Consider the following 17,356-nt stretch of genomic DNA (forward strand, 5'->3'; position numbering starts at 1 on the left):
TGCAACCCGGCATTTCCTCTCTCAGAACTTGTAGTTAAGTCCCAGCCCAATCAGTTCCTGAGTACCGAAGTCATTATCCACCAGACGCAAATACTCCAGACTCATGCTTATGTGCTCTTCCATCCCCAGGTCGAAGCCACCACCGTAGGAGGCACCGTCGTCACGCAGGGTGTCGCCATTGAAGTCATTCTCAACATAGCTGTAACCCCCGATCAGATACGGACGGACAGGGCCTGCCAGCGGTGGCGTCAGCCGGGCATACACGCCGTAGTGAAAGTCATTCTCCACCTCCACGCCGCGGTAGGAATCATCACCGAATGCCTTACCGGCATGAACCTCGGCGCTAATCAGCTCGTGCAGTACCATGCCACCACGCAGTGTCAGACCGGTGAGAGTCACATTGCTGACCGAGCCACGATCTATGTTCAGCATATTGACCTGGGCACCAGTGTAAAACTCAGCCTGTGCCGCCGTGCCGGCCAACAACATCCATGCTACGAGCGTTCCGCGAACAATTCCGGTTCTTTTCAACATTCAGCTCTCCTTGGTTTTTCTTATCAGTCCCATCGTGGACGAAATCCACCCACCTATTGAAACGGTCATAGCGTAAAAAGGAAAGTGCCGAGGACAGCAGGATCTTTGACTATCGATTACCGGTGATACGCGATGAATGACGATCGTCACACATATTTACACAACTTAACAAAATGCAAGGAACGGATACTCACAGGTTTGTCGGACCTGTCAGGTGCCATGCGCGATGACCCGATACGCCATGGCACAAAACTGCCCTCTGACATTCATGCAGGGGGGCATGAATACGCAAAGGAGACTGATCTATGAAAAAGCCAATAACCGCCATGGCCGCACTGCTGTTTACCAGCGCTCTGACCGCCACCGCCATCGCACAGCAGCCTGGCACCACCGGTGCCCCGCAACAAGGCGCTCCGCAGACCCAGAACATGCCTCAGCAGCAGAACCTGCCGGATGCTTCCGACTTTTCCGATTCGGATCTGGATGCATTTGTTGCCACCCAGAAAGACATGGCAGGGATTCAGAAAAAGTATTCCCAGAAGCTGCAAGCCAACCAGGACAAGCCCAAGAAAGCCATGGAGGTTCAGCAGGAAGCCCAGCAGAAAATGGTGGAAGCCGTGCAAGACAACGGCCTGGAACTGGAAAAATACAACCAGATCGTCCGTCTGGCGCAGTATGATGCGGACTTCCGCGCCAGCCTTCAGGCAAAATTGTAATCGTAGGCCTGAAGACAAAAAACGCCGGCTGATGCCGGCGTTTTTTTTGCACAAACCATCAGAAGTTCATGGTTACGCCCAGCCAGTAACGCCGGCCATCTTCCACATAGCCATTCTCATCCAGCAAAATTGTCTTGTCGGTGAGGTTATAAATGCCAGTGTTCAGTTTCGCCTGTGGTGACAACCGGAACCCCAGCCCCGCATCCACCAGCATATTGGACGGCGCGATGATGGCACTGCTGGAAGGCCCGGTAGTCGGCTGGCTTTCCTCTCCGCGATAGCGCACCGTTGCCCAGGGCGACACGATGTCCGTGGCCTGCCAGTTGGCCTGCAGACTGGCCAGATGTTCCGGCAACTGGTTCAGCGGTTCTCCCTTGTACTCCCCGGATTTCTGCTCGGAATCCGTATAGGTATAGCTGAGGTTCAGTGTCAGCACTCGATACAGCGTGGTCGACAGGGCTGCTTCTACCCCCCGGGTTACCGCTTCGTCCACGTTAACCCGATAGGTGGGATCGGAGCCGAACTGATTGGCACCGTCGGTGCAAATAGCAATCGGGCAGGCAATGCGGGTAATCTTGTCTTCAAAATCATTATGGAAAACGGTGACGTTCGCCATCAGGCTACGCCCGGCATTGAAGTACAGCCCCAGCTCCTTGTTTACTGACGTTTCCGGTTCCAGATCCGGATTACCGTAGATATTGCCACCACGACTCACCTGCCCCCAGTCCGGGGTGATTTCCCGCAATGACGGAGAACGAAAACCGGTGGACACACCCCCTTTCAGGGTCCAGCGAGGGCTGAAGCCCCACACACCATAAAGTCGCGGACTGAAGTGACTACCAAAGTTGTCATCGTCATCCAGCCGTGCCCCGGCTGTGAGAGAGAAAGTATCAGTTAGCATCCATTCGTCTTCTGCGAACAGCGAGTATTTTGCGGTATCGATACGGGTTCGTTCGGAAATCCGGTTGGAGGTCTTGTCGGAGAGCGCTTCCTCAATAAAGTCCGCGCCCATGGTGACCCTGTGATTACCCAGCGGCATGACCAATGACGATTTCGCCGTGGTGTTGGTGATCACCATCTCGCGGTTTTCGTTTTCTGCCCTTTCCCGTTGCACATAGGTATCAGAGGTTCCTATCGCCCAGTGCCCGGTATGGCTCAGCGAGAAGGCTTCGCGGCTGCTGCGATTATCGGAATCTGTACAGCCACCACGACAATCGGTGGCCGGGGCGCTGTAACCGACCAGCGAACGACGACGCTGGTCCACCTGGCTGGCCTCCAGCACAAGGTCATGATCCTTGCTGGGCGTCACCGACACCTTGGCAGTCAGGTTCTTCAGGGATTTTTCTTCAAAGCCGTTTTCAAACAGATCCTCTTCCCGGTCCTGGAAGCGACCGTAAAGCTGTAACCCCACCAGCCCTTCCTTGAGGGGGCCGTTGAGACTGAAATTACCCTGCTTGATATCCCCGGATCGGGAATCATCCTGAATGATGGTGTCCAGCTGCACTGAACCACCCCATTCATCGGCCACCTTGCGGGTGATGATGTTAACGACCCCACCAAGAGCATCGGAACCGTACAGGGTGGACATGGGCCCGCGCACCACTTCGATCCGCTCAATGCTTTGCAAGGGCGGCAACCAGTCCTGCTCGAAACCGGCGCTGCCGTTGGGGCGGGTTTCGCGGGTGGAGACGCGTTTGCCGTCGACGAGGATAAGGGTGTACGACGAAGGCATACCACGCATGACAATATCCGTGCCGCGATCACCGGAACCGCCACCGGTCACAACGACACCGGGAATATCCCGCAAGGCATCGGTAGCATCCTTGTAATAGCGCTGCTCGATCTGCTCCCGGTTGATTACGCTAATGGAAGCCGGAGCATCTTCCACCTGCTGGGCGTAGCCCCCCGCAGTCACCGAAATCTGGCCAAGCTCGTGGCTGTCCTGCTCTGCCCAGGCGATACCGCTGGTCACCAGCAAAACCAGCCCCAGGTTCCCCAAACGCATTCCCATCTTCCTTATCTCCTCAATAACATCGACAACATGACCAGAGCCCCGGCGCCATTTCTGGCAACCAGGCGCTGATCCCCCCGCAAACGCGGCATAAAGCCGCCTAAGGAATTAATGAACATTATTCACGGGTGATGATATTGATTCTTGTTTGCATATAAAGGAGATTTACAAACTATACAGCCGCCGGCAATCGCAGATGGACCCGCAGCCCAGGGTCGGCGTTTTCTGCCCACAGTTGGCCACCAAGCCACTGCACGGAGCGAAAGGCAATGCTCAACCCCAGCCCGAAACCACTGTTGCCGGCACGGGCACTGTCTAGACGGACGAAAGGTGCAAAGATGTCTTCCAGACGATTCGCAGGCACACCTGGCCCCTGATCAGTGACCCACAGGTGCCACCAGTCCCCCTCCCGGGTTCCTGACAGGGAAATCCGCCCCTCCGCCGGAGAATAACGCACCGCATTGCGCACCAGATTTTCCAGTACCTGGGCCAGCGCATTGAGATTACCGCGGACCTGCGCATCGGCAGGAAGATCACAGGGAAAGCGTGACTGGAGCCAGCCACTTTCGAAGGCGGCGTTGTCGCTCACCACATCCCAGAGGGCCAGTAACGAGATCGGCTCCTGCCCACCGTCACCGGATTCCGTATCCTGCCAACCCAGGGTAAGCGTATCGTTGACCAGGGTACGCATCTGCACCAGCTCACGCGCCACCCGCTGCCGTAGCCCCGCCTCATCCAGATTACTCTCCAGCGCCACCGCCAGACGACTGAGTGGCGTGCGTAGCTCATGGGACATATCGTTGAGAAGCTGCCGCTGGGTGGCCAGCATAGCCGACACCTGCTCGGCCATGTGATTGACACTGCGAGCCACATCGCCGAATTCGTCACGACGGTGGCTCAGCGAGGGCTGAACCCGGGCCTGCGGATCATCCTTGAACTGCAGCACCTGATGCTGCAATTCCCGCAGCGGCACACGCACACGCCAGAACAGCAGCAGCCCCAGTATCAGTGCCACCAACGCTGGTAGCCCCACCATCAACAAAGACTTCCAGAGTGGCCAGTCCTGGCCGGGCATGTAACGGGGCGGGAGTTGCATCACCAGACTGCCCTGCTCCGGGCTTTTGGGGAAAGGGACACCGATATAGGGCATGGAGCGATAGCGAAAACTCATCCGCCATTCCAGACCCCGTTGAAACCGCAGGCCGGCCCGTTCTGATTCCGTCAGGGGAATACCACTGAGTGACTGATCATCCTGGCTGACTACCATGATGTTACCGGGTTCGCGATCACCCATGGCAGCAATCCAGTGCTCCACCCCCGCTGCACCGTTCTCCAACCAGGCCTGCTCTGCATCGGCGGCATAACCGCGCAGGGCGCTTTTTGCCTCGTCGCTGAGCAACAGGGCACGGCTGCTGAGAGTACGGTTGAGCCAGTCGCTGAGCGTCACGGTGCACACCGCCGTCACCATCAGCAGCAACGCCAGCCGCCACAACAGGGAATGTCGCCCCAGCATCACAGGTGCTCGGTGATCAGGGTATATCCCTGGCCCCAAACGGTGCGAACAGAGGATTCCGGCGCGCCGGCATCCCGCAACTTGCGACGCAGATGGCTCACATGCAGGTCCAGGCTGCGATCGTGGCGACCACAGCCCCGGTACAACACCGTCTGGTAAAGGAAGGGTTTGCTCAATACCTGGTCATGGTGCTCCAGCAGCACCTGCAGCAAACGAAATTCCGTGGTGGTCAGCCCCAGGTCACGCTGGCGATAACAGGCAGTCTCGGACGGCTCTTCCAGAACCAATCCACCTACCGAATTCGACGACACCGTCCGGTGTCGCTCCATGCTGACCCGGCGCAGCACCGCCTCTACCCGCACCGCCAATTCCGCCATGCTGAACGGCTTGGGCAGATAGTCATCCGCCCCGCCGATCAGCCCCTGAATCCTTGCCTGCTCATCGCCAAGAGCAGACACCACGATCACCGGCACCGGGCTCCTGTGGCGAAGCTGGCCCAGCAACTCCAGGCCATTCAGCCCGGGTAACAGAATATCCAGCAATACCAGATCAAAGTCGCCGGAGGACGCCGCCGCCAGCCCCAGGGTGCCATCCGCACAGAGGGTGACCTGGTATCGGCGCTCGGACAGGAAATCATGGAGATGCGCACTGAGCACAGCATCATCTTCGATGACCAGCAAACGGGAGGGAATTTGGGCAACAGCATTCATTCGCGAATGATAAAAATTATCATTTAACAAATCCAGAATTATTTGAACTTAATTCACTTGCACCAGCACCCCTTACATTCTTTACACCCTTACGGCTGTTTAAAAATAACCATTCTCATTACCATCCCTGCCACCGAAATATGCCGAGCCCTTTCCGTGGTGAACAAGAAACGCAAAGCCTTCTGGTTGAAACAGCTCCACCAGTGGCACTGGATTACCTCGGCCCTTTGCCTGATCAGTCTGCTGCTGTTCAGCATCACCGGGATCACGCTTAACCACGCCAGTGCCATCAGCGCCGACCCGACTATCCGGGAAGAGGAAGCCTCCCTGCCCGCCCCTCTACTGGAAGCACTGAGTCTTCACCAGGAGGGCCCCCTACCCGTTCCGGTGCGCGACTGGCTGGACCAGGAGATGCAGATCCGCACCGGTGACAAGACCGCCGAATGGTCGGCCGGGGAAGTCTATCTGGCCTTGCCACGGCCCGGCGGAGACGCCTGGCTGGCCATTGATCTTGATGATGGCTCGGTGCTGGCCGAGCAGACCGACCGGGGCTGGATCGCGTTTTTCAACGACCTGCACAAAGGGCGCCATACCGGCATCGCCTGGTCCTGGTTTATCGACATCTTTGCCGTGGCCAGCCTGCTGTTCTCGCTCACTGGTCTGGGGCTGATGATGCTTCATGCCAAACGACGCCCGGCCACCTGGCCGGTCACCCTGGCCGGGCTGGTGCTGCCCTGGCTGCTGATCGTGGTTTTCATGCATTAACAAGGACAGCCCTATGCGTTTACTTCCTCTCGCACTGTTTTCCCTGCTGGCCAGTTACGCCAGCGCCGACACCTTCCAGGTAGAGGTAGAAGTCCCCCGGCTGCGGGTGGCGGAATACCACGCCCCCTACGTGGCCTTCTGGGTGGAAAACGCCGACCGCAGCACCATCGTGCCTCTGGGTCTGTGGTACGACGATCAGGAAAAGTGGCTCAAGGATATCCGCCAGTGGTGGCGTCGCACCGGCCGGGGCCAGCAAAAGCCCTATGACGGCCTCACCGGCGCCACCCGCAGCCCCGGCAAGCACCAAATGGATTTCAGCGAGTTGCAAAGCCTGCAGAAACTGCCCGCGGGTGAGTACCAATTGGTAGTCGAGGCCTCCCGTGAAGTGGGCGGCAGGGAAGTAGTACGCCTGCCTTTCCAGTGGCCGGCCAGCAACCACCAGCAACAACAGGTTAACGGTACCAGTGAGCTGGGCACCGTCACGCTCAGCGTAAGACCCTGAAGCCCAATAAACTGAAAAGGATAAGCGCCATGAACATCACGCTAAAACGCATCGGCATGCTATCGCTACTGGCAATGGCTCTGCCGGCCCAGGCTCACAAACTCTGGCTGCTACCCAGCCACACCAGTGTCTCCGAACCGCAATGGGTCACCGTGGATGCCAGCATTTCCAACGAAATCTTCGGCGTGGAACGCGCCTACCCGCTGGACAACCTGGAAGTAACCGGACCCGATGGCAAGGCCGCCACCGTGGAGAACCGGCTCGAAGGACATCGTCGCAGTGTCTTCGATGTGAAACTGAACAAACCCGGTAGCTACCGTATCGCGGTGGCCAGGCCCGGTTATTTGCTGATGTACCAGGTGGACGGTGAACGTAAACGCGCCCGCGGCATGGATGCGGACAAGCTGCTTGCCCAACTGCCGGACAATGCCAGCGACGTAACACTGAGCGAAGTCCATAACCGCCTGGAAACCGTAGTTACCCTGGGCGCCCCGACGGCCATCCGGCCCACCGGCAAGGGCATGGAACTGGAAATGCTCACTCACCCTAACGACCTGTACGCCGGTGAAACCGCACAGTGGCGCCTGCTGGTGGACGGCGAACCAGCCTCTGATGTGGAAATGGAACTGGTCCCCGGTGGTACCCGCTACCGCGACAGCCAGGACAACTGGATCGTAACCAGCGACGACAAGGGCATGCTGTCCATCACCTGGCCCCAGGCCGGCCGCTACTACCTGGAAGCCGCCAGCTCTGATGACAAGGTCAGCAACAAGAAAGCCGATCAGCGACGGCTGCAGTATCTGGGGACGGTGGAAGTGTTGCCGATGTGAAGAGATGCGCTGCAAGCTACAACGCGGTAGGGGCCGAGCCTGACGGCCCGTACCCTGTCCGCGATATTATCCCTAATGCTTCTACGAAGCCGCTGCAGGAACGTAGCGTAGCGGAGTAACGACCGTAGGTCGCCACGAAGGGTGAGCGTAGCGAATACGGAGCTTGGGCCGCGAACCTTGCGCAACAAGGAAATCGTCCGCAGGACGATCAGGGATCCCAGAGCTCGAGAGATTCCGTTAATTAGCCACCGTAGAGCGCTAATCGCGCCGCCAGCGACGCTCCTACAGCAGCTTTGTACAGATGACGAAGTCCTGCAGCTTTCCGACGTTTTCCGATCCAACGCTCCTAGCTAGCGGTTAACCCCGTCAAGCAGATCCCGCATTGTGCGCACCGCGTCATCCAGCCCGGACATCACGGCCCGGGCGATGATGCTGTGGCCAATGTTCAGTTCGTTGATGCCGGGAATAGCGGCGATGGGCAGAGTGTTGTGGTAATGCAGACCATGGCCGGCGTTCACCACCAGGCCTTGCTCCAGCGCATAGGCAACACCATCTCGGATTTTCGCCAGTTCCTGCTGCTCGCTGGCCGGGTCCGTCGCATCGGCGTAATGGCCGGTATGAATTTCGATGGTGGGCGCACCACATTCCCGGGCGGCACGGATTTGCGCCGGGTCCGCATCGATAAACAGGGACACATCAATGCCCGCCTGCCCCAGGCGCTGGCAGCACTGGGCAATCCACGCCTGGTTACCCACCACGTCCAACCCACCTTCTGTGGTCAGCTCTTCGCGCTTTTCCGGCACCAGGCAGCAATGGGGCGGCTTGATGCGACAGGCAATGGCGACCATTTCCTCGGTGGCAGCCATTTCCAGGTTCATGCGAGTCTGCAGGGTCTGCGCCAGCAGCTCCACGTCGCGGTCATTGATGTGGCGGCGGTCTTCGCGCAGATGCACAGTAATTCCATCCGCCCCCGCCTGCTCCGCTACCAGCGCAGCCTGCACCGGCTCCGGATAACGGGTGCCACGGGCCTGGCGCAGGGTGGCGATGTGATCGATGTTAACGCCGAGCAATACTCTGGACATGGAATTCCTCAAAAAATCAGCTGCAAGTTACAAGCTTCAAGCTACAACGCGAGTCAGTTTTGTGCCAATCGAAACTGTCTGTGCTCCGCGCTACCAAAATCTGTTCGCCGTGCAAGCATGGGCTCCTACAAAACCATACACCTTAGAAAAAACGGCTGGAAAAATGCATCATAAACCGTGACAAAGGGGCCACAGAATAGCTTCAGCCTGGTTTGCGTTGTGGCTTGTAGCTCATTATTCATTTCTCACGAAACAGCTCACGGCTTTTCAGAGGTTTGTCCCCCAGGTGCGGGGCCAATAACGCCCGGCACAGGTGGAGGGCGGTTTTACGGGCTGACGGTTGCCAGTCGCCGTTGACGATGGCCAGTAAGTCGTTGCCGTGATAACCCTCCTGGGCGGGCAACAGGCCCTGCTGAGGATCCAGCAGGTAGTATCCGTCTGGGCGCAATGCCTCGCCGTGAATATCGTACCCCAGTGCGATGCCGTAGCCCATTTCCTCCACCAGTCCCAACTCGAACTGCCGCAGGGCCACATCCAGCCATTGCCCTTCCGCCAGCGCATTGAGCGCCTGTTCGTAAAGCGGCCAAAGCTCCGGGTGTGGGTCGTCCCGATGCAACAGACGGGTCAGGAGTTCGTTCAGATAAAAGCCGCAGTACAGAGGCTTGCCTTGCAGGGCCAGGCGCGGGCCACGAGGTTCGCAGCCACGAAAGCTGTAAAGTTCGCCGGCGCTTTTCAGTTCGATCCACAGGGGAGTAAAGGGTGCCAACAACGGATCCTTGCGACCGCCTCGCACCACCGCCCCCACACGGCCCAGCGCGGGCACAAACAGCTCCACGATCAGGCTGGTGTTGCGGAAGGGCCGGCGGTGTAACAGCCAGGCCGGTTGCAGGGTGGGGTTCACGGGAAAAGCTCCTAGCTTCTAGCTTCTAGCTTCTAGCTTCTAGCTTCTAGCTTCTAGCTTCTAGCTTCTAGCTTTCAGGATGGTGCTTCGCATAAAGCCAAACACAATGTTTTTCTAGCAGCTCGTAGCTAGAAGCTCGTCGCTCAATTCCGTTCGTCATAGCCAAGCGAGCGCAACGCCCGCGCGTCGTCGGACCAGCCCGCCTTGATCTTCACCCACAGATTCAGCATCACCTTGCGATCAATCAGGCGTTCAATGTCTTCCCGTGCCTGAGTGCCGATCTGTTTGATGCGGTCACCACCGTCACCGATGAGAATCTTTTTCTGGCCACGACGCTCCACCAGGATCGCCGCAGAAACTTCGGTGACACGGGGACCATCTTCCCACATCTCCACTTCCACGCTCACCTGATGGGGCAGTTCCTGGCCCAGCTGGCGCACCACTTTTTCACGAATAATTTCTGCCGCCATGAAGCGCAGGCTGCGGTCGGTGAGCTGATCTTCGTCGTACCAGAACTCCCCTTCCGGCAAGCGCTCGACCAGCGCCTTTTCCAGCTCCATCAGGTTCTGTTCCTTGAGCGCCGACACCGGTATCACCGCATCAAAGGGATAACGCTCGGTAAGCGCTTCAATGTGTGGTAGCAACTGGGCCTTGTCATCCAGGCTGTCCACCTTGTTGATGATCAGCAGCACCGGCATTTCCGGATGTGCGGGCAACAGCGACAGCACGTACTCATCGCCCGGCGTCCACTTGAGACCATCCACCATCATGCACACCACATCCACACCGCTGAGAGTAGAGACTGCAGCTTCGTTCATGGCTCGATTAAGCGCCCGATCCTGACCGGTATGAATGCCAGGGGTATCGGCAAAGATAATCTGATAGTTGTCACGGGTATGGATACCGTGAATACGGTGACGGGTGGTTTGCGGCTTGCGCGAGGTAATGCTGACCTTCTGCCCGATCAGGTGATTCATCAGGGTAGATTTACCCACGTTGGGCCGCCCAACGATGGAGATCATCCCGCAACGGGTCGGTGTTACGTCAGTCATACTGCTGCTCCAGCCAGCTCAGGACAGTGGCCGCGACCTGCTGTTCGGCCTTGCGGCGACTGGCTCCCTGGGCCTTGAAGGTTTGTTGCATCTGCTCCAGTTCACAGGTCACTTCAAAGGTCTGCGCGGGAGCGAGACCCTCCACCTGGGTGACCTGGTAGGTAGGCAATTCGAATTTGCGGGCCTGCAGCCATTCCTGCAGGCGGGTTTTAGCGTCTTTCTGGGCACTCTGCGGGGTGATGATCTGCAGCCGTTCATCAAACCAGTCCAGCACCACTTCCCGGCAGGGTGCCTCGCCGCCATCCAGCAGGATGGCGCCGATTATCGCTTCCAGAGAATCCGCAAGAATGGAATCGCGGCGAAAACCACCACTTTTCAGTTCGCCACCGCCCAGTACCAGATAATCTCCCAGGCCCAGCTCCCGCGCCACCAAGGCCAGGGTCTGGCCCCGCACCAGGGACGCCCGCATCCGGGTGAGTTGCCCTTCTGCTGCATCCGGAAAGCGCTCAAACAAGGCAATGGAAATGATCTGCCCGAGCTGGGCGTCACCGAGAAATTCCAGGCGTTCGTAGTTACGGTGGCGGCTGACACTGCGATGGGTCAGTGCCAGTGCCAGCAATTCAATATCATTGAAACGATAGCCCAGCCGGGCCATCAACCTGTCGAGATCATTATTCACTGGCGAACGTCTTTGCTGAACTCGTCCTGAAAGGTCATCACGATACTGACGTTGTAGAACATAGGTTCGCGAACCTCGTAATCAGTACTGATTTTAAGGATCCCGCTATCCTTGCTGATTGCAAGATCGTTGGCGCTGATCACATTAACCTGGTTGATTTTAAACCGTTTTCTCAGAGCTTCGCGCACTTCATTGGGTGACATTAACGCGGTCTTGCTATCCTGCATCAGGGACTTGATTGATGAAGATATTGTGTTGTGTTCCATGTAGGCGGGCACCATCCGCAGAGCTGCCGTACCCAATACAACGGCAACAAGCAGAATCACTGCCCAGCCAATCATTGAAATCCCGCGTTGTTGTGATGGCATTGTCATCATTTTTAGTTCGCCTCCACCTTGTCTATGGCGCCATTACGAGAAAAACTGGGTATCGAGAAGATCGGCTTCCAGTGCATCCAGATCAGGAAAGCCTCACCCACTACCAGCTCTTCCGGGACTATACCCCAGAATCGGCTGTCGTTACTGTTATCCCGGTTGTCGCCCATCACAAAGTAGGCACCTTCTGGGACTTGCCATTCACCTTGGGTCCGGCTCTGTGGCACTTTGCGGCCGGTGAAGGGGTTAATCTTGCCTTCCTGCCATATCAGATGACGACTATCACCGAGCTGCTCTACATACTCGCGCCGCCAGGCACCGGAGCCTTCCCACTCCCGTGCCAACTCACGCGTCACCGGTTCGCCATTGACCGTGACCACGTTATCTTTGACCTGCACGCTATCACCAGGCAGCCCGACCACTCGTTTGATGAAGTTCTGGCTGCGATTTTCCGGAAATTTGAATACCAGAACATCGCCACGCTGGGGCTCGCCGGTCTCGACAATCTTGGTGTTGGTCACCGGCAGGCGCAGGCCGTAAGCGAATTTGTTCACCAGAATGAAGTCGTTCACCTGTAGGGTCGGCAGCATGGAGCCGGACGGGATGGTAAATGGCTCAATGATGAAGGAGCGAATTACCAGCACAACGAAGAAAACGGAAATCAGGGAATTAGAGGTTTCTACCGCCCCTTCCACACGCCCGCCTTTCTGCTTGAGCTTAAAGATCTTGTCGATCACCCAGACCGAAACAGTGAACAGCAGCGCCAGGGAAAGCCAGAAACCAATATCGATATCCATCAATCATCCACCTTGAGTACTGCAAGGAACGCTTCCTGGGGGATTTCCACATTCCCCACCTGCTTCATGCGCTTCTTACCTTCTTTCTGTTTCTGCAGCAGCTTTTTCTTACGCGATACGTCACCGCCGTAGCACTTCGCGGTCACGTTCTTGCGCAACGCCTTGACTGTCTGGCGGGCGATGACCTTGTTGCCGATGGCCGCCTGAATAGCCACATCGAACATCTGCCTCGGCACCAGTTCCTTCATCTTTTCGCACAGAGCCCGGCCACGATAGGCGGACTGGTCCAGGTGACAGATCATTGCCAGAGCATCCACCTTGTCACCGTTGATCAGTACATCCACCCGCACCAGCTTGGTGGCTTCAAAGCGCTCGAAGGCATAATCCATAGAGGCAAAACCCCGACTCACGGACTTGATGCGGTCGAAGAAATCCAGCACCACTTCGGCCATGGGAATGTCGTAGGTCAGCGCCACCTGTTTGCCCAGATACTGCATGTTGATCTGTGAGCCCCGGCGCTCCACGCACAAGGTAATCACATTGCCCACAAACTCCTGGGGAACCAGGATGTTGACGCGGGCGATGGGCTCACGGAATTCCTCAATTTTGTTGGCGTCCGGCAGCTTTGAGGGGTTATCCACGTAAAGCACGCTTTCATCGACCTGCATGATTTCATAGACCACCGTGGGGGCGGTGGTGATCAGGTCCAGGTCGTATTCGCGCTCCAGGCGCTCCTGGATGATCTCCATGTGCAGCATGCCCAGAAAGCCGACCCGGAAACCGAAGCCCAGGGCATCGGAGGTTTCCGGTTCATAGAACAGCGAGGCATCGTTGAGGGTCAGCTTTGCCAGCGCATCACGGAAGTCTTCGTAATCATCGGCACTGACCGGGAACATACCCGCATACACCTGCGGTTTCACTTTCTTGAAGCCCGGTAGCGCCGGTACATCCGGGGTCTTGGCCAGGGTCAGGGTATCGCCCACCGGTGCGCCATGAATATCCTTGATGCTGCCGCTCACCCAGCCCACTTCCCCGGCTTCCAGGTGTTTGGTCTCGGTCCGTTTTGGCGTAAAGATGCCGAGCTGATCCACCACATGGGTCTGGCCGGTGGATTTCACCAGAATCTTGTCACCCTTCTTCAGGCGGCCATGCTTCATACGCACCAGGGAAATCACACCCAGATAGTTGTCGAACCAGGAATCAATGATCAGCGCCTGCATATTCCCTTCCCGCTCGCCTTCCGGGGCGGGAATGCGCTCCACCAGCTGCTCCAGCAGGTCATCCACGCCAACCCCGGTCTTGGCGGACACCCGGCAAGCATCGTGGGCATCCAGGCCGATGATCTCTTCGATCTCGTTGATCACCATATCCGGCTCTGCCTGAGGCAGGTCAATCTTGTTGAGCACCGGCAGCACTTCCAGGTCCTGCTCGATGGCGGTGTAGCAGTTGGCCACCGACTGGGCTTCTACGCCCTGGGCCGCATCCACCACCAGCAAGGCCCCTTCACAGGCAGACAGGGAACGGGATACCTCATAGGAGAAATCCACGTGGCCCGGGGTATCAATGAAATTCAGCTGGTAGGTTTCCCCATCCCGGGCCTTGTAATAGAGCGTCACGCTCTGGGCCTTGATAGTGATGCCCCGCTCACGCTCCAGCTCCATGGAATCGAGCACCTGCTCTTTCAGCTCGCGCTGGGTCAGCCCCCCGCAGACCTGGATGAAGCGGTCCGCCAGGGTGGATTTGCCATGGTCGATGTGGGCGATGATGGAGAAGTTGCGAATATTCTTGATGTCAGTCATAGGGCCTGTTGCACAAAAGAGGGTTGCCGGGAAAACGGCACGCAGTGGGGCGCGATTCTAGCCTGAACGGGAGGGGGTTGCACGGGGGTTGGTGATCCTGGGCCCACCAGGGCATCAGGAGCACTTGCATGGGAAGGGGCCGAGGCCCGATTCGCCATGCAAGCATAGCTCCAACAACAGTCAGCCTCAGGGCAGCTTGATGGGCAGGAAACGGGGGTTGCCGTCCCGGTTGATCAGAGCGGCAACGGTGCCGCTCTCGGGCAGGCCCGCCACCACCTCACTGAAGGATTCCGGGTCATTCACCGCTTTATTGTTCAGCGTCACCAGAATATCCCCACTGGCAATGCCTGCCTTCGCGGCTGGGCCGTCCCCCACCTCGGCGACGATCACCCCGGCTTTCAGATCCAGGCGGCTCAGTTCGGCGGCGCTGGCAGCGCGCACTTTCAGCCCCAGGGCATTGGCGCCATCCGGCGCAGCCTGGCCGGCAGCACCACGCAGGGCCATCTCCGGGTCGTCCGGCAGCAGGCCGATAGTCACTTCCAGTTTCTTTTCCTTACCGTCACGAATGACCACCATGTCGGCATCCGTTTCCGGTTTCACCCGACCAACCCAGCGAGGCAGCTCGGAGGAGCGATAGATGGTTTCGCCGTTGAACGAGACAATAATGTCACCGGCCTGGATACCGGCCGCCTCAGCGGGGGAGTCTTCCAGCACCTGGGAGACCAGCGCCCCTTTCGGCTGATCCAGCCCGAAAGATTCCGCCAGATCACGATCCACTTCCTGAATCAGCACCCCGAGCCAGCCACGGCTAACCTTGCCGTACTCCTTGATCTGGCTGACCACATCCATGGCCATATCAATGGGAATGGCAAAACTGACCCCCATGTAGCCACCGGAGCGACTGAAGATCTGGGAATTGATGCCCACCACTTCACCACTCAGGTTAAATAGCGGGCCGCCACTGTTGCCCGGGTTGATGGCCACATCGGTCTGAATAAAGGGCACATAGCTGTCATTGGGCAGGCTGCGGCCCTTGGCGCTGACAATCCCGGCGGTGACACTGCTGTCAAAGCCGAAAGGCGCACCGATGGCCAGCACCCACTCGCCGACCTTGAGATCGTCGGAGGAGCCGATATTCACCACCGGCAGATCTTCACCGTCCAGCTTCAGCAGAGCCAGATCGCTCTGTTCGTCGGCGCCGATCAGCTCGGCCTTCAGCTCACGGCGATCCTGCAGACGTACAATGATTTCATCCGCCTCGGCCACCACATGGTTATTGGTCAGTACATAGCCATCCGCGGAAATGATGAAGCCGGACCCCAGTGAACGGGCCTCTCGCTCCTGCGGCATGGAGGGCACGCCCTCTTCACCGCCGAACTGTTCAAAAAAGCGACGAAATAATTCCGGCAATTGATCAAGCTGATCGCGAACAGATTCTTCACTCTGACGAGTAATGGTGCTGATATTCACCACCGCCGGGCCTTCTTTCTCCACCAGGCGGGTGAAATCCGGCAGACCGGTTACCAGCGGTTCCGCCCGCTCCCGGGAGGCCTTGCTATCCGGCTCGGTACAGGCCACCAACAGGCCCGTGAAAATCACCAGACACAGTATCGCCACTCGCTGAAATCCGCTCATTGGGCTCTCCTTTTATTTTGCAGGCTGCACCACAACCGCCTGGCAACCGTCGTCCCCGGATGTCACCAGATACGGCTGATAAGCCCGATTATGGCTCGCGCTTCGGCTCAGTACACGGTTGATGACAAACCCCAACACCAGACCGCCCATGCCAAACAGGGCCGATGCATCAAATGCCGTCACCGGCAGCAACGTCCCCAGCACAGCCCCGCCGACCAGAAGAGCCAGCGGTAGGCCATAGACCCACAGGGCGCCTCGCATGAGCGCGCCTTCCGGCAGTGCCAGTTGCACCGTATCGCCGACCTGATGAATCTCACGGGAAGAAACAGGAACACGCAGGTGGGCACGCTGCCCGCTCTGCTGTTGATTGACAAGATGGTGGCCGCATCCGGCCTTGGCCTTACAGGCGCCGCAGGTTGAGGCACGCACAGTCTCAACCCAAATGGCCTCGGCTTCCACCGCTACCACTGTGCCCTGCTCCAGCAGCATTACGGTTGACTATCCCTGACGCTGATGCCATCGATCACGCGCAGCGCCGTACTCTGCGGCACTTCACCGACCAGGGTCACCAGATAAACACCGCTGGGGGCGGCCAGGCGGCGGCTTACCGCTACCGTAGGTCCAACCCGGCTGACACCCTCTTCCACGCTGTTCTCGCCAATGGCTTCCACGAACACCGTAAAGGCCGCCAGGCCATCACTGAAACCACGGGCCGCCACCGGCGCGCGATCCGTTGCCGCCTGCCGCCAATCCTGCTTCATGGCCCGGAAACCGGCCGGTAACCACTCAGGGGTAACCGCCAGTTTCATGGAAGGGTGAGACTCGGCCACCGGGGCCAGTGCCTTTTCATGGCGAGCTTCCGGCACAGCGAAATGGTCGAGGCCCAGCTGCGGCGACAAGGTGAGAGTGACAAATTCCACCCGCTCCAGGGCGACACCACTCCCATCCACGATTTCGGATTTGAGCAGCAGGCGGGATTCCTGATCCAGCCACAGACGATAACCGTAACGATGGGTATCCAGCGGCGCCACCCGCATGCGCGTGGCATGGCGGCCCGCTACCCGGCCATCGCCATCCACCAGGATGTTGTACTGTTCCGGCAGATCACTGGCCAGGCGATCACCCAATGCCAGGGGGCCGGCTTGCTGACTATTAAGACGGGTGAGACTGCGATCCGGGTGCAGACAGAGCACCTCATCGCCACGGCGAATCACTTCCACCAGGCGCCCATCAAGATGGGTCAGGCGCTGGTACTGTCGACCATCGATAACCGCATGGCTGACTTCCATGGTGCTGATTTCAGCACCGAACTGGTAAAGAAAGCGACCGGTGTAATTCAGGGAACGGTTGGCCTCGGCCATGGCCTGGAGCTGGTTGTGCGCCGACGAATCATCCGCCAGCGCCACCAGGGGCGTACAAAGAGACAGGGAAAGAGCGAGTGCGCGCAGCATCATCC

The 17,356-nt window shown here is 58.2% G+C and carries 18 protein-coding genes; 4 read left to right on the forward strand and 14 right to left on the reverse strand.

Annotation, left to right across the window (positions count from 1 at the left end; translation table 11 throughout):
• Positions 1-21: 21 nt before the first annotated feature.
• Positions 22-534 (reverse strand): outer membrane beta-barrel protein, encoded by a 513-nt coding sequence (locus B3Q33_RS05440; protein ID WP_272963123.1) that lies wholly within the window; start codon positions 532-534, stop codon positions 22-24.
• A 305-nt stretch (positions 535-839) separates the two neighbouring features.
• Between B3Q33_RS05440 and B3Q33_RS05445 the strand changes: the two genes are divergently transcribed.
• Positions 840-1,250 (forward strand): DUF4168 domain-containing protein, encoded by a 411-nt coding sequence (locus tag B3Q33_RS05445; protein ID WP_035247522.1) that lies wholly within the window; start codon positions 840-842, stop codon positions 1,248-1,250.
• Positions 1,251-1,308: 58 nt separating this feature from the next.
• Here B3Q33_RS05445 and B3Q33_RS05450 read toward each other — a convergent pair whose 3' ends face one another.
• The 3 genes from B3Q33_RS05450 to B3Q33_RS05460 all read right to left on the reverse strand — a co-directional run bounded on the left by B3Q33_RS05450 (position 1,309) and on the right by B3Q33_RS05460 (position 5,484).
• Positions 1,309-3,255 carry a ligand-gated channel protein gene (locus B3Q33_RS05450; RefSeq protein WP_273009031.1) on the reverse strand — a complete coding sequence of 649 codons (1,947 nt, stop codon included), beginning with the start codon at positions 3,253-3,255 and terminating at the stop codon, positions 1,309-1,311.
• Positions 3,256-3,433: 178 nt separating this feature from the next.
• A complete protein-coding gene (locus B3Q33_RS05455) occupies positions 3,434-4,774 on the reverse strand; it encodes a sensor histidine kinase (protein WP_272963125.1) in 1,341 nt (446 codons plus the stop codon).
• On the reverse strand, positions 4,774-5,484 hold the full coding sequence (locus tag B3Q33_RS05460) for a response regulator transcription factor (protein ID WP_272975428.1): 711 nt from the start codon (positions 5,482-5,484) through the stop codon (positions 4,774-4,776). Before B3Q33_RS05460 ends, B3Q33_RS05455 begins: the two co-directional genes overlap by 1 nt.
• A 156-nt stretch (positions 5,485-5,640) precedes the next feature.
• Between B3Q33_RS05460 and B3Q33_RS05465 the strand changes: the two genes are divergently transcribed.
• The 3 genes from B3Q33_RS05465 to B3Q33_RS05475 are packed head-to-tail and all read left to right on the forward strand — an operon-like array spanning position 5,641 to position 7,581.
• Positions 5,641-6,249, forward strand: coding sequence for a PepSY-associated TM helix domain-containing protein (locus B3Q33_RS05465; RefSeq protein WP_272963127.1), 609 nt, complete (start codon positions 5,641-5,643; stop codon positions 6,247-6,249).
• A gap of 13 nt (positions 6,250-6,262) precedes the next feature.
• Positions 6,263-6,751 (forward strand): DUF2271 domain-containing protein, encoded by a 489-nt coding sequence (locus tag B3Q33_RS05470; RefSeq protein ID WP_272963128.1) that lies wholly within the window; start codon positions 6,263-6,265, stop codon positions 6,749-6,751.
• Between the two features lie 29 nt (positions 6,752-6,780).
• On the forward strand, positions 6,781-7,581 hold the full coding sequence (locus B3Q33_RS05475) for a DUF4198 domain-containing protein (protein ID WP_272975429.1): 801 nt from the start codon (positions 6,781-6,783) through the stop codon (positions 7,579-7,581).
• 350 nt (positions 7,582-7,931) lie between these two features.
• Here the strand turns inward: B3Q33_RS05475 and pdxJ are convergent, their stop codons facing one another.
• The 10 genes from pdxJ to B3Q33_RS05525 all read right to left on the reverse strand — a co-directional run bounded on the left by pdxJ (position 7,932) and on the right by B3Q33_RS05525 (position 17,354).
• A complete protein-coding gene (gene pdxJ / locus B3Q33_RS05480) occupies positions 7,932-8,663 on the reverse strand; it encodes a pyridoxine 5'-phosphate synthase (RefSeq protein ID WP_035247537.1) in 732 nt (243 codons plus the stop codon).
• A 238-nt stretch (positions 8,664-8,901) separates the two neighbouring features.
• Entirely contained in the window at positions 8,902-9,564 is a 663-nt protein-coding gene (gene recO, locus B3Q33_RS05485) for a DNA repair protein RecO (protein WP_272963130.1), read from the reverse strand.
• 143 nt (positions 9,565-9,707) lie between these two features.
• Entirely contained in the window at positions 9,708-10,616 is a 909-nt protein-coding gene (gene era, locus B3Q33_RS05490) for a GTPase Era (protein WP_272975430.1), read from the reverse strand.
• Positions 10,609-11,295, reverse strand: a complete 687-nt coding sequence (gene rnc, locus B3Q33_RS05495; RefSeq protein WP_272963131.1) for a ribonuclease III — start codon at positions 11,293-11,295, stop codon at positions 10,609-10,611. Before rnc ends, era begins: the two co-directional genes overlap by 8 nt.
• Positions 11,292-11,672: a DUF4845 domain-containing protein gene (locus tag B3Q33_RS05500; protein WP_272963132.1), complete on the reverse strand. Its 381-nt coding sequence runs from the start codon at positions 11,670-11,672 to the stop codon at positions 11,292-11,294. The genes rnc and B3Q33_RS05500 overlap by 4 nt, the downstream gene beginning before the upstream one ends.
• A gap of 2 nt (positions 11,673-11,674) precedes the next feature.
• Positions 11,675-12,466 carry a signal peptidase I gene (gene lepB, locus B3Q33_RS05505; protein ID WP_035247549.1) on the reverse strand — a complete coding sequence of 264 codons (792 nt, stop codon included), beginning with the start codon at positions 12,464-12,466 and terminating at the stop codon, positions 11,675-11,677.
• Positions 12,466-14,265, reverse strand: a complete 1,800-nt coding sequence (gene lepA / locus B3Q33_RS05510) for a translation elongation factor 4 (protein ID WP_035247552.1) — start codon at positions 14,263-14,265, stop codon at positions 12,466-12,468. The genes lepB and lepA overlap by 1 nt, the downstream gene beginning before the upstream one ends.
• Positions 14,266-14,451: 186 nt before the next feature.
• Positions 14,452-15,900, reverse strand: coding sequence for a DegQ family serine endoprotease (locus B3Q33_RS05515; protein WP_272963133.1), 1,449 nt, complete (start codon positions 15,898-15,900; stop codon positions 14,452-14,454).
• 12 nt (positions 15,901-15,912) lie between these two features.
• The gene (locus B3Q33_RS05520; protein ID WP_035247553.1) at positions 15,913-16,389 is read right to left on the reverse strand and encodes a SoxR reducing system RseC family protein; all 477 of its coding nucleotides are present in this window, start codon (positions 16,387-16,389) and stop codon (positions 15,913-15,915) included.
• Positions 16,389-17,354 carry a MucB/RseB C-terminal domain-containing protein gene (locus B3Q33_RS05525; RefSeq protein ID WP_272975431.1) on the reverse strand — a complete coding sequence of 322 codons (966 nt, stop codon included), beginning with the start codon at positions 17,352-17,354 and terminating at the stop codon, positions 16,389-16,391. Before B3Q33_RS05525 ends, B3Q33_RS05520 begins: the two co-directional genes overlap by 1 nt.
• Positions 17,355-17,356 lie beyond the last annotated feature (2 nt).

Source organism: Alcanivorax sp. UBA3183 (genome assembly GCF_002364155.1).
In the GTDB taxonomy this organism is placed as follows: domain Bacteria; phylum Pseudomonadota; class Gammaproteobacteria; order Pseudomonadales; family Alcanivoracaceae; genus Alcanivorax; species Alcanivorax jadensis.